The sequence below is a fragment of the Paenibacillus sp. J22FR83 genome (assembly GCF_059691955.1).
The window spans coordinates 191,813-207,299 of record NZ_JCAUAM010000005.1; the positions used below are offsets into that span (position 1 = coordinate 191,813).

Consider the following 15,487-nt stretch of genomic DNA (forward strand, 5'->3'; position numbering starts at 1 on the left):
CCATGCAGAGTATGCCATATCCACATCTTGATGAGACGATTTATCATGAAAAGCTTGATAATGGGCTGCATGTGTTTGTGTTACCCAAAGCAGGTTTCCAGAAAACATACGCAACCTTTACTACCCAGTATGGGTCTATCGATAATCATTTTCAAGTTCAAGGTAAAGAGGAAGTGCGAGTACCGGACGGTATTGCACATTTCTTAGAGCACAAAATGTTCGAGGAGCCCGAAGGGGATATTTTTGCAACGTTTGCTACGAATGGCGCATCTGCCAATGCATTTACAAGCTTTGATCGGACTGCTTATTTATTCTCATCAACAGACCGCTACTTAGAAAACTTAACGACATTAATTAATTTCGTACAGAATCCTTATTTCACAGACGAGAATGTTGAGAAGGAAAAAGGGATTATCGGGCAGGAAATTAAAATGTACGAAGATAATGCGGACTGGAGAAGTTATTACGGGTTAATTGAATCTTTGTATGCCAAACATCCGATTCATATTGATATTGCGGGAACTGTGGCATCTATTGCTGAAATTACCAAAGAAACGTTATACGAATGCTATAACACATTCTATCATCCGAGCAACATGAGTTTATTCGTTGTTGGAGGCGTAGATCCGCAAGAAGTTATAACGTTAGTCAAAGATAATCAAGCAGCCAAAACGTTTCCACCCCAAGGCGAGATCCAAAGGTTTTTTCCAGATGAACCACATGAAGTCAAGGAAGCTCGGAGGATTATTTTACTTCCCGTTTCGTTGCCGAAATGTTTAATGGGCTTTAAGGAAGCGGCACCTGCAGTTACGGGTAAGCCTCTATTGGAGAGAGAATTAACGACCAAGTTAATGTTGGATATCTTATTCAGCTCCAGCTCGGATATGTATCAAACACTTTATGATGATCAGCTCATTTCGGATAATTTCGGTCATGAGTATAACTGCAGTGACGGGTATGCGTTCTCCATTGTTGGTGGGGATACCAAGGATCCGGAACAGCTTATTGCCAGAATTCGTGAAGAGGTTGAAAAAAGAAAAGAGTCTGGTCTCGATCGTATCACTTTCGAACGTAGTCGGAAGAAGAAAATTGGCAGTTTCCTGCGAATGATGAACTCACCTGAATCGATTGCAAATGAATATACCAAATATCGGTTTAAAGGGATTGATCTCTTTGATATCCTGCCTGTGTATGAACAGCTAACCTTAGAAGATGTGAATCGCCGTTTCCGTGAGCATTTTGATTGGAGTAAGCTCGCCGTATCCATTGTACAGAGTCGTGAACCATCGTGAATACGGGTAAACCCTTTAGCGAACAGACCGTGCTAATTACGGGTGCTAGTAGGGGGATTGGGGCTGCAATAGCCCAACGTTTCGCCGCGGTAGGTATGCAGATAGTCATTCATTATCGGGATTCTCATGAAGCAGCTAATGAAATAGCCCGATCGTGCATGAAGCAAGGGGCGAAGGTATTAACCGTATCCGCGGATATTCAATCGCATGAGCAGATTCTCAAAATGAGAGATAAGCTGGAACAAATGAACATGATACCAGATATTATCGTTAATAATGCAGGGATTTCTCATTATGGGATGCTTGCTGATGTGACGGAAGAAGATTGGGACCGTGTCATGAATGTCAATCTCAAAGGCTCATTTCTATGCACACAAACGTTTATGCACGCCATGGTCAAACAGAAGTATGGTAGAATCATTAACGTATCCTCCATATGGGGCATCTCAGGTGCCTCGTGTGAGGTTTTATATTCAACGGCTAAGGGTGGGCTTAATGCGTTTACGAAAGCGCTAGCCAAAGAACTTGCTCCATCAGGTGTTACGGTGAATGCCGTCGCACCTGGAGCTGTTCAGACGGATATGATGGCCGGTTTTGAGGCTGATGAAATCGATGCTATTACGAACGAAATTCCTGTTGGTCGGCTTGCGTCGCCACATGAGGTCGCATCCCTTGTCTATTTCTTGGCCTTGCCTGAATCCGGCTATATTACTGGCCAAATTATTTCTCCTAACGGAGGTTGGTTGACTTAGTATCTCTGGTAGGGAAGTCCACGCATAATTCGGTTAGGAGAAGCGCATATTACGTATGTAATGACCATTTCTCATAACTCAAAGGAGGCTTCTTACAATGGCTACTGTACTTAAGGTGTTCGACAAATGGAAAGAATTTTTGGCTGAACGCGTGAGTCAGGCTGGACATGCAGGGATGAGTGATGAAACCATCTCCAAGCTGGCTTTTCAAATTGGGGAGTTTTTGGCAGACAAGGTGGATCCTCAGAATGAGCAAGAACGAGTTCTCAAAGAGTTGTGGGATGCTGGGGATGAACAGGAGAAACACACTCTTGCACGCCTCATGGTAAAATTAGTAGACAAAGGTTAATAACCGTTTTACAATTCAATAGGGTATGATGTGAGAGCCTCCTCTTTCGGAGGCTTTTGCATGCTTTATAAGCTGGAAAGGAATTATCAATGATGACGAACACTCGTTTACTTTTTATTTTAACCTTATTAGTAACCCTGCTTGCTAGTTGTGGGAATCGTGGAATTCCAGTTATTAAACAAGAGCTTCTTGACCAGAAAATGTCCGTTTTACTGTTATCCAGTGTAGGAATACCGGCTTCAGCGAAGGACGTGCTAGGTCAAACGCTAAAGAATTGGCGAGATACTGATTCGATTGCGTATGACTGGGTTAAAGATTTGAATGCGGTGGATGATAATGTGGTTTCGAAATTGAAAACGAAATCATATGATTACATATACGTTATTGGAAATGAGTTATTTCCATCTGCCAACGAGACGATGGCATTAGGCATTACGACGAGCAAATGGACTTTTATGCAAAGTCAGCCATGGGCAGCAGGCAGTGCAGTTAGTGTGAATGAGCAAGCGTCATTGCTCCAATTGGATTTGCAACAGATGGAAACCATGAAGAACCAAGCGATTCAAGATCTTCTGTTTCAAAATGCGGTTATCGAATGGGTAACGCAAAGTGATCGTCCAATCCCATCCGCCTGGGCCCCTTCTGAAGAGGCTGATCACGTCGTTTTGCTAAACAATAATACCCAATGGTTTCAGCAGTTGACTTTTCAAGTTCATCAACACCGCGCATCATGGGTTATTTTCTACAGTCAGGCGAGTGAGGAACAGCTGCAGAAAGCGAAATCTTTAGGCGTGTCGGTCATGGATTATTCAGGGGCATTGACTGCGGATCTTAACTGGACGCAAATTTTTGAAAACCGTCTTGCACTGATGAAAACACATGCTTGGCAAAAAGGTATCCAAAATTACAATGCGCAAGAGCTAAAAGAACTAAAAATGAAATAATGTCAAGGTTGTTAACATTGCGAGAAGGATTTTGACGGAATTTGTAGAATTTAATGATATGGAGATGGACATTCTGGTTCATCTACAGATCAGTGCGACAGAGATGATGATGAGGTGGAAGAATTGGACGTTAAAGAATGGTATATGGAGTACAAAATTCACAAGAACCGTCCCGGTTTGTTAGGTGATATTGCATCACTGATGGGGATGTTGGATATTAACATTGTGACGATTAATGGGGTTGAAGATCGTACACGTGGTATGCTTCTACAAACGAATGATGAAGAAAAAATTGATTTGATGGGTAAAATGTTGAGAAAAGTAGATAATATTACTATTACTGCTTTGAGACCCCCTAAATTAGTGGATATTTTGGCTGTTCGTCACGGCAGATATATAGAACGAGACTCTGACGATCGCAAGACATTCCGCTTTACGCGAGATGAGTTAGGCTTGTTAGTTGATTTCCTTGGAGAAATATTCAAGCGTGAGGGAAATCAAGTTGTTGGTCTTCGTGGTATGCCGCGTGTTGGGAAGACGGAGTCGATTATTGCAGGCAGCGTGTGTGCGAATAAACGGTGGACGTTCGTTTCTTCAACTTTATTGAGACAAACTGTTCGCAGCCAGCTTTCTGAGGATGAAATGACCCCAAACAATGTCTATATCATTGATGGTATTGTTTCGACGATTCGTTCCAACGAGAAACATTACAGTCTTCTGCAAGATATTATGGGTCAGCCATCAACCAAAGTTATCGAGCATCCAGACATTTTTATTCGCGAATCGGAATACACCTATAATCACTTCGATTATATTATCGAGCTTCGCAACAGTCCGGATGAAGAAATTAACTATGATTCATTTACGTATACGTCCGAACCTTTTTAATGTTTGAAACGTCAATAACAGGATGAATAATTCCTTCGGGGAGGTGACCATATGTCTGACTTAGGCTACATTTTGCGCAAAACTCGACTGGAAAAAAAGATTTCGTTGGATGATCTTCAGGAAGTTACTAAGATCCGCAAACGCTATCTAGAAGCTATTGAAGAAGGAAATTATAAAGTGCTCCCAGGGAGTTTCTATGTGAGGGCTTTTATTAAAAGCTATGCGGAAGCATTAGGGCTTGACCCGAATGAAGTTCTGAATATGTATCAGTCCACGATTCCTGCCCCAACGATTGAGAAGCCTGTTGTGGAAGCGATTCGTAAGAATAGATCAAGTGTTCGCAATACAGAAAAGATGAGCCGGTGGGCTTCAAGCCTGATGTTTGTCTGTTTTATTTTGCTCATATTCGGGATCGTATACTATTATACATATAAGAATTATAAGGGAACGCCAGCGGATGAGAAGCCAGCGCAAACGCAATCACCGCGCATTACAGACTCGACGAATCCTTCGCCGAGCACATCTGTGAATGCTACCGGAGATGGTAAAGCATCTGTGCTTGCAACGCCGACACCAACTCCAGCTCCGACGCCAACACCGCCTGCTGTGCAGGTGAAATTTAGCTCTAATGAAAAAGGTGTAGATAATTACATCATCACAGGTACTGCGAATTTGAAAATCGAATTCAAAATTACCGGATCTTGTTGGATCGCTGTTAATGCACTAAGCCCTGAGGGGGAGAAAGGTGCATTGCTAAGACAGAAACTGTACAATACCGGTGATACGGATACATTTGATATTGCGACTTCAGCCTATTTGAATGTTGGTGCAGCTAGTGCATTGCAGCTCATGGTCAATGGCACTCTCGTACCTGTTGGCGATACGCCGAATCCGAAGCGGGTTCAACTTAATTTGCAGAAAAGCTAGCTTTTTGCCAGTTCCTGCGCTTTCCCGGGTAATGAAAATAGTGTGATGGGAAATATTCGAAGCCATTGGCGGTTGGATATTTCCTTTTTTATGTGTTCTTGCTATAATGCTATGTAATTTGATGGAAGGGATGTTGGGATGTAGATGAGTTCAGAGAGTTCGTTTGATATTGTATCCAAAGTTGATATGCAAGAACTAAATAATGCGATTCAACAAGCGGAGAAAGAGATGTTAACCCGTTTTGATTTTAAAGGAAGCAAGAGCAGCATTAAACTTGATAAAGACCAGCTTGTTGTCACATCGGATGATGAGTTTAAACTTCAGAATGTCCTTGATATTATGCATGCCAAAATGACCAAACGTGGAATCTCGATTAAAAATCTCGAATATTCCAAAGTTGAGCCAGCTGCTGGTTCCACGGTTAGGCAGAAAATCAGTATGAAACAAGGTGTTGATCAAGACAATTCCAAGAAGATTAATATACTGATTCGCGATTCAAAATTGAAAGTGAAAACTCAAATTCAAGGGGATCAAATTCGTGTAACCGGGAAGAGCCGTGATGATTTACAGGCCGTAATTGCTCTACTTCGGAAAGCGGATATTCCCTTGGATTTGCAGTTTGTTAATATGAAATAATCTGCAGAATAAGGTTACTTGAAGGAAAACCCCCTGGATTCAGGGGGTTTTTACATTTTGACACCCTAATTGGCTTGTATTATACTGGTAGGGAGTGTTTTTTAGGACTATTGGAGGTTGTTTCTTTCATGACAGAAAAGGTTAAAGTAGTTACTCTCGGATGCGAGAAGAATATGGTTGATTCCGAGATTATGTCAGGTTTAATTCATGGCCGTGGTTTCCACCTTGTAGACAACAAGGAAGATGCGACAGTCATTATCGTGAACACTTGCGGGTTCATTGATGCTGCTAAAGAAGAATCCGTAAATACAATTTTGGATATGGCAGAACTGAAACAAACAGCGAATCTCAAGGCGTTAATCGTTTCAGGCTGTTTAACACAACGATACAAAAAGCAGTTAATGGAAGAAATGCCTGAGATTGATGGCATTGTAGGTACGGGTGATTTTGATAAGATTAACCACATTGTGGACGAAGCGCTTAGAGGCAAGAAACCGGTTCTAGTAGGGAATCCGGTATTTAACTATGACGCTGACCTGCCTCGACTGATGACAACACCTCGTTACACAGCCTATGTCAAGATTGCAGAAGGGTGCGATAACGCATGTACATTCTGCTCTATTCCAATTATGCGCGGCGCATTCAAAAGCAGAAGTATGGAATCGGTCGTTGCTGAAGTTGCAAGCCTTGCGGCTCAAGGTGTTAAAGAAGTTAGCTTAATTGCACAAGATTCTACAAACTATGGAACGGATATTTATGATAGCTTCATGCTTCCTACTTTGCTGAACAAAGTGAGTGAAGTAGAAGGTATTGAGTGGGTACGTCTGCATTATGCATACCCAGGCTTCTTCAGTGATGAGTTGATTGAAGTCATGGCGACGAATCCGAAAGTGTGCAAGTACATTGATATGCCATTACAACATAGTGAAGATTCTATTCTTAAGCGTATGCGCAGACCAGGTCGCCAGAAAGATACACGCGAACTCGTTCGTAAAATTCGTGAAGCGATTCCGGATGTTGCCTTGCGCACTTCCTTAATTGTTGGGTTCCCTGGTGAGACTGAACAAGATTTTGAGAACTTGAAACAATTCGTACGAGATGTTCAGTTCGATCGCCTTGGTGTGTTTGCATACTCGATGGAAGATGATACACCTGCATCAAGACTGCCGGATCAAGTTCCAGATGATGTGAAAGAATATCGTGCCAATGCGATTATGGAAATTCAACGTGAAATTTCGAATATCCGCGGCGGTCGCCGAATTGGGCAAGAGATTGACGTGCTTATTGAAAGATATGATGGAAGAAGCGACGTTTATATTGGTCGTTCGCAATTCGACGCTCCAGAAATTGATGGCGAAGTGTTCGTTTCCAATGGGAAATTAAATATTGGTGAACTTGCGAAGGTTCGTGTTACCCACTCCTACGAGTTTGACTTGTCAGGGGAGGTAATTGCATGAACTTAGCTAACCGCATCACCGTAGCGAGAATTTTATTAGTACCGATCATCATGTTCTTTTTGCTGATTAAGGTAAAATTTCCTCAAATACGGATAGAGGAGTTTAGCATAACGTATAATCAAATTATTGCTGCTTTAATTTTTATTATTGCTGCGAGTACAGATAGCTTAGATGGTTACATTGCTAGGAAACGTAATCTTGTTACGAATTTAGGCAAGCTTTTGGATCCTTTGGCAGACAAGCTGCTTGTTACCGCTGTACTTGTTTCATTAGTAGAAATGGATAAAGTTGATGCATGGATTGTTATTGTCATTATTAGCAGAGAATGGGCAGTGACTGGACTTCGTCAAATTGCTCTTCTAGAGGGTACTGTCATGGCTGCTAGCAAATGGGGTAAGGCGAAGACGGCGGCTCAGATTACAGCCATCATTGCACTGCTGATTAATAATTTTCCATTTACGTTTCTAGATGTTCCCTTTGATGTAATAGCTAGTTGGGCTGCAGCAATTATTACCGTTTATTCTGGTGTGGAATATTTCGTCAAAAATAAACACGTCATCGATTTTTCGGAAAAGTCATAGTTCCATGTAACTTACCTCTAAATGCGGTCGATCTATAACGAGCGATCACGTTAGAGGTTTTCTCATTTTAAGGAGGGACTCGTAGATGAAAGCAGAAATTATTGCAGTAGGGACAGAGTTATTACTAGGTCAAATTGTGAACACGAACGCGCAGTTTATTTCTAGAGAATGTGCAGCGCAAGGGATTGATATTTATTTTCAAACGGTTGTTGGTGATAACGAGCAGCGCTTGTTAGACAGTCTTCGATTAGCTGCATCCCGTGCTGATGTTGTGATTTGCACAGGTGGACTAGGGCCAACGCAAGATGATTTGACCAAGGATGTATTAGCTTCCCTAACGGGACGTGAATTGGTGCTTCATGAGCCTTCTATGGAGGCTATTGCTGCGATGTTTGCTTCAAGAGGCATTCATATGGTGGAAAGCAACCGTCGTCAGGCACTTATGCTAGAAGGCAGCGATCCCTTACATAATGAGACAGGTTTAGCGGTGGGAAATGCACTCACCTTCGAGGGGACACATTTCGTTCTTTTGCCAGGACCACCTAAAGAAATGAAGCCTATGTTTACTAAATATGCAGTCCCGTGGCTACAATTACGAATGAATGATGAAGTTCCACTATATTCTAAAATGTTGAAGTTTGCAGGAATTGGTGAATCGAATTTGGAACACCAGTTGATAGATTTGATTCAAACGCAAACGGACCCGACTATTGCCCCATATGCCAAAGAAGGGGAGGTCACAATTCGGTTGACAACTCGTGCACATACAGCCGCAGAAGGTGAGATGAAGCTCAAAGCGACTGAGGATGAAATTGCTAACCGCTTAGGAGAATATCTTTATGCGGATCACGACGTCCCTATTGAGACAGTTGTTTTGCAATTGCTAACGGCTAACAAGAAGACGCTGGCTGTTGCTGAGAGCTGTACAGGCGGTTTACTTAGCGACTTAATAACGACAGTGCCAGGCAGTTCAGAGTCCTTCTTAGGCGGCATTATCGTGTACTCCAACGCTTTAAAACATGGGCTGCTCGGTGTACCTATGGAAATTTTGGAGGGGGAAGGTGCTCCAGGTGCTGTTAGCAGCGAGACAGCTGTTATTTTAGCCGAGCAGTTGCTCGTTAGGACAGGAAGTGACTTTGGCATATCTGTGACCGGTGTGGCGGGTCCAAGCCCGTCTGAAGGGAAGCCTGTGGGACTTGTCTATGTCGGATTAGCGCAAAAGCAAGCGAAGACTGAAGTTTATACTCTTCAACTATCAGGCAATAGAGAGTCAATTAAACATAGGGCAGCTAAGCGTGCACTCTATCAATTATGGAAACAGTTGAAAGAAAACTAGAAATCCTCTATAATCAGAGGTAGTTAACGGAAGAACCGTAGCAAAGCGATAACTTTGTTACGGTTTTTTGTTTGTTCGCAAAAAAAACGAATGTATGTTCGAAAAAATGCTTGGCAAACGTGCTAAAACAAGTTATCATATACCTATAATGATAGAAGGAAGTGGTCGTTTTGTCAGATCGTCGTGCCGCGTTAGATAACGCATTACGTCAAATTGAGAAACAGTTCGGAAAAGGCTCCATCATGAAACTTGGAGAATCTACACATATGCAAGTTGAAACGATTTCTTCGGGTGCTCTTGCCTTGGATATCGCACTTGGAATAGGTGGATTCCCACGCGGAAGAATTATCGAAGTTTATGGACCAGAATCATCAGGTAAAACAACTGTGGCTCTACATGCGATTGCAGAAGTTCAGAAAGTGGGCGGACAAGCTGCCTTTATCGATGCAGAGCATGCGTTGGATCCTTCCTATGCAAGCAAACTTGGTATTAATATAGATGAACTATTACTTTCTCAACCAGATACAGGTGAGCAAGCACTTGAGATCGCGGAAGCACTTGTTCGCAGTGGCGCTGTAGATATTATCGTTATCGACTCCGTCGCAGCACTAGTACCGAAAGCGGAAATCGAAGGTGACATGGGGGATTCTCACGTAGGTCTTCAAGCGCGTTTGATGTCACAAGCGCTTCGTAAATTGTCCGGTGCAATCAACAAATCCAAAGTTATCGCTATCTTCATCAACCAATTGCGTGAAAAGGTTGGTGTTATGTTCGGAAATCCAGAGACGACACCTGGTGGTCGTGCATTGAAGTTCTACTCTTCTGTACGCTTAGATGTGCGTCGTGTAGAAACGATAAAACAAGGGAATGACATGGTTGGGAACCGTACGAGAATTAAGGTTGTTAAGAATAAAGTAGCGCCTCCATTTAAACAAGCTGAAGTTGATATTATGTACGGTGAAGGAATTTCCCGCGAAGGTAGTATTATCGATATCGGAACTGAAATGGATATTGTCAATAAGAGCGGTGCTTGGTATTCCTATGAAGGTGAACGTCTTGGTCAAGGTCGTGAGAATGCTAAGCAATTCTTGAAAGATAATAAAGCAATCTCCGAAACGATCGAACTTCGCATCAGAGAAAATAGCAACTTGATTAAAGTTGTTGGCCCGAATACAGATGAAGATGAAGAAGACGAGTTGGAAACAGCTTTTGAATAGGTTTGAAAACTAGGATGGATGAAGCACCTTAACCTTGTGTTGGGGTGTTTTTTTCTTCATTTGGGGGATTGTTGAGATGAATAACGAAGAGCAAGAATTACAAGTAATTACTAAAGTAGAGAAGCAAAAGCAAGGGAGACATCGTTACAATATTTATCTGAATGAGGAGTACGCTTTTTCAGTTCATGAAGATATTCTGATCAAGCATCGTTTAAACAAAGGAGAATCTCTATATCAGCAAGCGATTGAAGCTATTATTCTAGATGAAGAACGAAATATGGCTTACGTTAAAGCACTCCATATGGTAGGAAGACGTCCTCATTCTCTCGCAGAAGTTAAACGTAAATTGAAAGAGAAAGGGTTTGAAGCACCTATAATAGCGTGGGTGTGTGACAAGCTTGTTGAAAATAAATACATCAATGACGAAGAATTCGCTAAGATGTGGACGGACAACCGCGTGATTTCACAACGCAAAGGACGAAATCTAATTCGACAAGAACTGCAACAAAAAGGGATACATCAAGATGTGGTTAAAAGTACCATGGAGTCAATTAATCCAGATGATGAGTACGAAGGCGCATTGAAAGTAGCACAAACGAAATGGAAGCAAACCTCAGGAAAAGTAATGGATAGAAAGCGTAAGACTGCGGCATTTCTAATGCGAAGAGGTTATACGGGAGCTGTTGTTACTAAGGTCTTGGGAGTCGTAAGTACTGAAACAGATGAGGAAGAATTGGATTATATGGAAGATGAATTTGATTTTAATTAATGGCGTTAATTAATTCGAATAAACTTAATGACATTAATTATCGGCGTTTGTAATTTGGGTCTAATTAATCAACTCTAGGACATACGCTTGACAAGCTTCTTCGACAAAAGATAAAATAACAGTGTATATTTTCATAATGTATTCAAAATCATACTAATTTCATTGATTTTGAGAAGACAGCTGTAAAAACCGCCAATTTTTACACTGTTGATTATGGATTATTAGCACTATAGTGCCCTAACGCACAGTGCGCATTCATTTAAAAGCCATACTCTTACTATTGAAGGGTATGTATGACTAGTCAAACAATTGAATCGGATTAAAAAACCGAAGGTACCCCAGGCTAACAACTTGGAGAAACCAACGAGGAGGTGAACAAGATGATGACTGCCATCTGGATCGCGATCATTCTCGTTGTTGGAGCTGCATGCTTAGGGATTGGTTATTTTATCCGTAAATCTCTTGCAGAAGCGAAAATTTCCAGTGCTGAAACAGCCGCTGAGCAGATAAAAGAATCTGCCAAAAAGGAAGCAGAAGCACTGAAAAAAGAAACGGTTCTGGAAGCAAAGGACGAAGTTCACAAACTACGCTCCGAAGCTGAAAAAGACATTCGTGAACGTCGGAATGAAATTCAACGACAAGAAAGACGACTGTTACAAAAAGAGGAATCGCTGGATAAAAAATTAGAGTCTCTCGAGCGTAAAGAAGAGCTAGTAGCCAACAAAGAGAAGCGAATCGAGGATACACAAACACAGATTGATCAGCTCTATAAAAGCCAAGTTTCCGAATTGGAACGAATTTCTGGTCTTACTATGGAAGAAGCGAAGAGTATTATTCTTACTAATGTAGAGCAAGAAGTTCGTCATGAGACTGCTCAGCTGATCAAAGAGATCGAACAACAAGCCAAAGAAGAAGGCGATAAGAAAGCACGTGAGATTATCACACTTGCTATCCAGCGTTGTGCGGCAGATCACGTAGCGGAAACTACGGTATCCGTTGTCTCGTTGCCTAATGAAGAAATGAAAGGTCGCATTATCGGTCGTGAAGGTAGAAATATCCGAGCATTGGAAACATTGACTGGTATTGACCTTATTATTGATGATACGCCTGAAGCAGTAATCTTATCTGGTTTTGACCCAATCCGTCGTGAAATTGCTCGCACATCACTTGAGAAACTTGTGGCGGATGGACGTATTCATCCCGCACGTATCGAAGAGATGGTTGAGAAGTCTCGTAAAGAAGTGGACGAACGTATCCGCGAATATGGGGAACAAGCGACGTTTGAAGTTGGGGTACATGGTTTGCATCCTGACTTGATCAAAATTTTGGGGCGCCTAAAGTTCAGAACAAGTTACGGACAAAACGTGTTGAAACATTCCATGGAAGTAGCGTATCTGGCTGGTTTAATGGCCGGAGAGCTCGGGGTAGACGTAACTTTGGCGAAACGTGCCGGGCTGCTTCATGACATTGGTAAAGCGTTAGACCATGAAGTGGAAGGGTCTCATGTCGAAATCGGTGTTGAGATAGGCAAGAAATACAAAGAGCATCCAATTGTAATTAATAGTATTGCCTCACATCATGGTGATGTGGAAGCAACTTCAGTAATTGCTATGTTAGTCGGAGCTGCGGATGCATTGTCTGCGGCAAGACCAGGTGCACGAAGAGAAACGCTAGAAACGTATATCAAGCGTCTTGAGAAACTGGAAGAGATTTCAGAATCATTTGAAGGTGTTGAGAAATCATATGCCATTCAAGCAGGTCGCGAAGTACGTGTCATGGTGCAGCCAGAGAAAGTGGATGACACTGAAGCGTTCCGTTTAGCCCGTGATATTACGAAGAAAATCGAGGGTGAACTCGATTATCCAGGACATATTAAGGTTACGGTTATTCGTGAAACTAGAGCAGTTGAATACGCTAAATAAGAAACAAATGCGAAAAGTGGCTATTATAGCCACTTTTCCTTATTTTCAAGGCCGAATGGAATAGATGATTGGGTCATATAAAGGAGCTTGTTTTAAGTTATGAAAATTGTGTTTATTGGTGATATCGTAGGTTCTGTTGGAAGAAAAGCATTGAAAAATATCATGCCAAGACTAAAGCAATTACATCCACATGCGGTCTTCATTGCCAACGGTGAGAATGCAGCCGCGGGGAAAGGGATAACCCAAGCAATTGCCAAAGAAATTTATGAAATGGGCATTCAAGCGATTACGATGGGCAACCACACATGGGATCAGAAAGAGATTTTCGATTTTATTGATCGAGACGATAAGATGGTGCGTCCTGCGAACTTTCCTCCAGGTACGCCTGGTAAGGGCCACACCGTCATTAAAGTGAAAGATCAAGAACTTCTTATTATAAACTTACAAGGACGAACATTCTTGCCTCCAATTGATTGCCCATTCCGTAAAGTGGATGAGATATTAGAAGGAGATAAGAAAAAGCATAAATTTGTTTTTGTCGATTTCCATGCGGAAGCAACTTCAGAAAAAATCGCAATGGGTTGGCACTTGGATGGTAAGGTGTCAGCGGTTGTAGGAACCCACACACATGTTCAAACAAATGATAACCGCGTATTGCCTCAAGGAACAGCCTATGTGACGGATGTAGGGATGGTAGGGCCGCGTGATGGCATTCTAGGGGTAGAACGTAATGCTGTGCTTCAGAAGTTTAAGACACAGCTTCCTGTGCGTTTCATTACTGATGAGGGAAAATGGCATTTCCATGCCGTTGTTATAGAATTAAACGATCAGACTGGACTTGCCAAAGGGATTAATTTGATTAGATACGACGAGGATCAAGTATTTATGGATTAGTTGTAAGGAATATGAATGGTATCTGTTTGAATGACATGTGGTAGGTAGCATGTTTCGTGTACCTCGTGAATATGATGGGTATTGGAAGCTATCCATCATTTCCGAGGAGGTACTATTCATGGATGTGTTAAAAGTTTCAGCAAAATCCAATCCAAACTCCGTAGCAGGTGCATTGGCAGGCGTATTGCGTGAGCGTGGAGCCGCTGAGCTTCAAGCGATAGGTGCAGGCGCTTTGAACCAAGCCATCAAAGCAGTAGCTATCGCAAGAGGATTTGTGGCGCCTAGTGGAGTCGACTTAATATGTGTACCAGCCTTCACGGATATCGTTATTGATGGGGAGGACCGGACAGCGATTAAATTGATTGTCGAGCCACGGTAAATGGTTAGACAACAGTATAAGTGTTAACTTTTCATGACTGACTGCCAGTTAAATCGAATTGTTATCACAGTACCTATGAAACCTCTGTATAGAGGTTTTTGTGCTGTATGGACATAATGTGCGTTTGTTAGGAGGAGGCACTATAATGAAGATTGTCGATGGACATTGTGATGCACTAACGAAACTATTTCAGAATGGTAAACTGGCATTTAATCAGAATGTATTAGAGTTAGATGTAAGCATGCCAAAGTTGCAGCAGGCAAACGTTAAGGTGCAATTTTTTGCGATCTATCTTTCAGAGTCCATTCCTAATCCTAGCTTTGAGCATGTTTTGCAAATGATAGATATTTTTCATCGTAAGATTATTAACCATCCACAAATGAGATGGATTCGAACGGCTTCAGATTGGTTAGACATAGAGCAAACACAGGAAATAGGAGCTATTCTCACTATTGAAGGTTTAGATGCACTTGCTGGCAATCTGACCCATTTGCGGATACTCGATTATTTAGGTGTTCGTTGCGCAGGGATTACTTGGAATTACGCGAATTGGGCAGCGGACGGCATTATGGAGCAAAGAAAAGGGGGGTTTACGAAAAAAGGAAAGCTGATGTTAAGAGAAATAGAAACTATGGGTATAATAGTCGATGTGTCCCATCTTTCTGTATCGGGCTTCTGGGAGCTTGTAGACGTTTACAGAAAACCGTTTATCGCTTCACACTCAAACGCTTATCACATTTGTCCTCATCCAAGAAATTTATCAGACGATCAGATAAAAGCTATCATAGAATGTAAGGGTATGATGGGGATTACATTTGTTCCTTACTTTCTAGAGAACTTGAAAACGCCAGTAGAAATTTCCACGATTCTAAAACATATTGATCATGTTTGTGCATTAGGCGGAGAGTCCCAGATTGGTTTTGGTTCAGACTTTGATGGAATCGAACAATGGGTCAAAGATTTAAGACATGTTGGAGATTACGGAAATATTATAGAAGCTTTGTGTAAAAACTATACAGAGTCGCAAGTGGAGGCGTTTTTGTACGGGAACTGGCGCAATTTCATGTTGCAGAACCTTCCGCAATGAATAATTAAAAACCAATCTAATATTGATATGGATACAATCTAAAAACTCTATCTGTTA

At 41.9% G+C, this 15,487-nt stretch carries 16 protein-coding genes; all 16 read left to right on the top strand.

All coding sequences use genetic code 11. The features are described from left to right. Positions 1-2: 2 nt before the first annotated feature. The 16 genes from yfmH (at position 3) to AC58PV_RS11445 (ending at position 15,430) form a co-directional block, all read left to right on the top strand. A complete protein-coding gene (gene yfmH / locus AC58PV_RS11370) occupies positions 3-1,292 on the top strand; it encodes an EF-P 5-aminopentanol modification-associated protein YfmH (protein WP_497432346.1) in 1,290 nt (429 codons plus the stop codon). Then, the gene (ymfI, locus tag AC58PV_RS11375) at positions 1,289-2,044 is read left to right on the top strand and encodes an elongation factor P 5-aminopentanone reductase (protein ID WP_497432347.1); all 756 of its coding nucleotides are present in this window, start codon (positions 1,289-1,291) and stop codon (positions 2,042-2,044) included. Before yfmH ends, ymfI begins: the two co-directional genes overlap by 4 nt. Positions 2,045-2,141: 97 nt before the next feature. Next, positions 2,142-2,393: a DUF3243 domain-containing protein gene (locus tag AC58PV_RS11380; RefSeq protein ID WP_028558337.1), complete on the top strand. Its 252-nt coding sequence runs from the start codon at positions 2,142-2,144 to the stop codon at positions 2,391-2,393. Positions 2,394-2,482: 89 nt separating this feature from the next. Next, positions 2,483-3,337: a hypothetical protein gene (locus AC58PV_RS11385; protein ID WP_497432348.1), complete on the top strand. Its 855-nt coding sequence runs from the start codon at positions 2,483-2,485 to the stop codon at positions 3,335-3,337. Positions 3,338-3,481: 144 nt separating this feature from the next. Next, the gene (locus AC58PV_RS11390; protein ID WP_497432524.1) at positions 3,482-4,225 is read left to right on the top strand and encodes a DUF3388 domain-containing protein; all 744 of its coding nucleotides are present in this window, start codon (positions 3,482-3,484) and stop codon (positions 4,223-4,225) included. 51 nt (positions 4,226-4,276) lie between these two features. Further along, positions 4,277-5,152, top strand: a complete 876-nt coding sequence (locus AC58PV_RS11395; protein ID WP_497432349.1) for a helix-turn-helix domain-containing protein — start codon at positions 4,277-4,279, stop codon at positions 5,150-5,152. A 144-nt stretch (positions 5,153-5,296) separates the two neighbouring features. Then, the gene (locus AC58PV_RS11400; protein WP_056625112.1) at positions 5,297-5,788 is read left to right on the top strand and encodes a YajQ family cyclic di-GMP-binding protein; all 492 of its coding nucleotides are present in this window, start codon (positions 5,297-5,299) and stop codon (positions 5,786-5,788) included. Positions 5,789-5,916: 128 nt separating this feature from the next. Beyond that, complete coding sequence (gene rimO / locus AC58PV_RS11405) at positions 5,917-7,245, top strand: 30S ribosomal protein S12 methylthiotransferase RimO (protein WP_497432350.1); 1,329 nt, start codon at positions 5,917-5,919, stop codon at positions 7,243-7,245. Continuing rightward, complete coding sequence (pgsA, locus tag AC58PV_RS11410; protein ID WP_497432351.1) at positions 7,242-7,826, top strand: CDP-diacylglycerol--glycerol-3-phosphate 3-phosphatidyltransferase; 585 nt, start codon at positions 7,242-7,244, stop codon at positions 7,824-7,826. The genes rimO and pgsA overlap by 4 nt, the downstream gene beginning before the upstream one ends. A gap of 85 nt (positions 7,827-7,911) precedes the next feature. Then, the gene (locus AC58PV_RS11415; protein WP_497432352.1) at positions 7,912-9,162 is read left to right on the top strand and encodes a competence/damage-inducible protein A; all 1,251 of its coding nucleotides are present in this window, start codon (positions 7,912-7,914) and stop codon (positions 9,160-9,162) included. A gap of 170 nt (positions 9,163-9,332) precedes the next feature. After that, positions 9,333-10,379, top strand: coding sequence for a recombinase RecA (recA, locus tag AC58PV_RS11420; RefSeq protein WP_497432353.1), 1,047 nt, complete (start codon positions 9,333-9,335; stop codon positions 10,377-10,379). A gap of 76 nt (positions 10,380-10,455) precedes the next feature. Next, positions 10,456-11,148: a regulatory protein RecX gene (locus AC58PV_RS11425; protein WP_497432354.1), complete on the top strand. Its 693-nt coding sequence runs from the start codon at positions 10,456-10,458 to the stop codon at positions 11,146-11,148. Positions 11,149-11,528: 380 nt separating this feature from the next. Further along, the gene (gene rny, locus AC58PV_RS11430; protein WP_056625130.1) at positions 11,529-13,070 is read left to right on the top strand and encodes a ribonuclease Y; all 1,542 of its coding nucleotides are present in this window, start codon (positions 11,529-11,531) and stop codon (positions 13,068-13,070) included. Between the two features lie 99 nt (positions 13,071-13,169). Beyond that, complete coding sequence (locus tag AC58PV_RS11435; protein ID WP_497432355.1) at positions 13,170-13,964, top strand: TIGR00282 family metallophosphoesterase; 795 nt, start codon at positions 13,170-13,172, stop codon at positions 13,962-13,964. Between the two features lie 118 nt (positions 13,965-14,082). Then, on the top strand, positions 14,083-14,343 hold the full coding sequence (locus AC58PV_RS11440) for a stage V sporulation protein S (protein WP_028558349.1): 261 nt from the start codon (positions 14,083-14,085) through the stop codon (positions 14,341-14,343). Positions 14,344-14,488: 145 nt separating this feature from the next. Further along, the gene (locus AC58PV_RS11445) at positions 14,489-15,430 is read left to right on the top strand and encodes a dipeptidase (RefSeq protein ID WP_497432356.1); all 942 of its coding nucleotides are present in this window, start codon (positions 14,489-14,491) and stop codon (positions 15,428-15,430) included. The last annotated feature ends 57 nt before the right edge of the window (positions 15,431-15,487 follow it).

Coding starts and splice junctions, on each gene's coding strand:
- yfmH (WP_497432346.1), top strand. CDS start 3: ATGCAGAGTATGCCATATCCACATCTTGATGAGACGATTTATCATGAA.
- AC58PV_RS11380 (WP_028558337.1), top strand. CDS start 2,142: ATGGCTACTGTACTTAAGGTGTTCGACAAATGGAAAGAATTTTTGGCT.
- AC58PV_RS11385 (WP_497432348.1), top strand. CDS start 2,483: ATGATGACGAACACTCGTTTACTTTTTATTTTAACCTTATTAGTAACC.
- AC58PV_RS11390 (WP_497432524.1), top strand. CDS start 3,482: ATGGAGTACAAAATTCACAAGAACCGTCCCGGTTTGTTAGGTGATATT.
- AC58PV_RS11395 (WP_497432349.1), top strand. CDS start 4,277: ATGTCTGACTTAGGCTACATTTTGCGCAAAACTCGACTGGAAAAAAAG.
- AC58PV_RS11400 (WP_056625112.1), top strand. CDS start 5,297: ATGAGTTCAGAGAGTTCGTTTGATATTGTATCCAAAGTTGATATGCAA.
- rimO (WP_497432350.1), top strand. CDS start 5,917: ATGACAGAAAAGGTTAAAGTAGTTACTCTCGGATGCGAGAAGAATATG.
- pgsA (WP_497432351.1), top strand. CDS start 7,242: ATGAACTTAGCTAACCGCATCACCGTAGCGAGAATTTTATTAGTACCG.
- AC58PV_RS11415 (WP_497432352.1), top strand. CDS start 7,912: ATGAAAGCAGAAATTATTGCAGTAGGGACAGAGTTATTACTAGGTCAA.
- AC58PV_RS11425 (WP_497432354.1), top strand. CDS start 10,456: ATGAATAACGAAGAGCAAGAATTACAAGTAATTACTAAAGTAGAGAAG.
- rny (WP_056625130.1), top strand. CDS start 11,529: ATGATGACTGCCATCTGGATCGCGATCATTCTCGTTGTTGGAGCTGCA.
- AC58PV_RS11435 (WP_497432355.1), top strand. CDS start 13,170: ATGAAAATTGTGTTTATTGGTGATATCGTAGGTTCTGTTGGAAGAAAA.
- AC58PV_RS11440 (WP_028558349.1), top strand. CDS start 14,083: ATGGATGTGTTAAAAGTTTCAGCAAAATCCAATCCAAACTCCGTAGCA.
- AC58PV_RS11445 (WP_497432356.1), top strand. CDS start 14,489: ATGAAGATTGTCGATGGACATTGTGATGCACTAACGAAACTATTTCAG.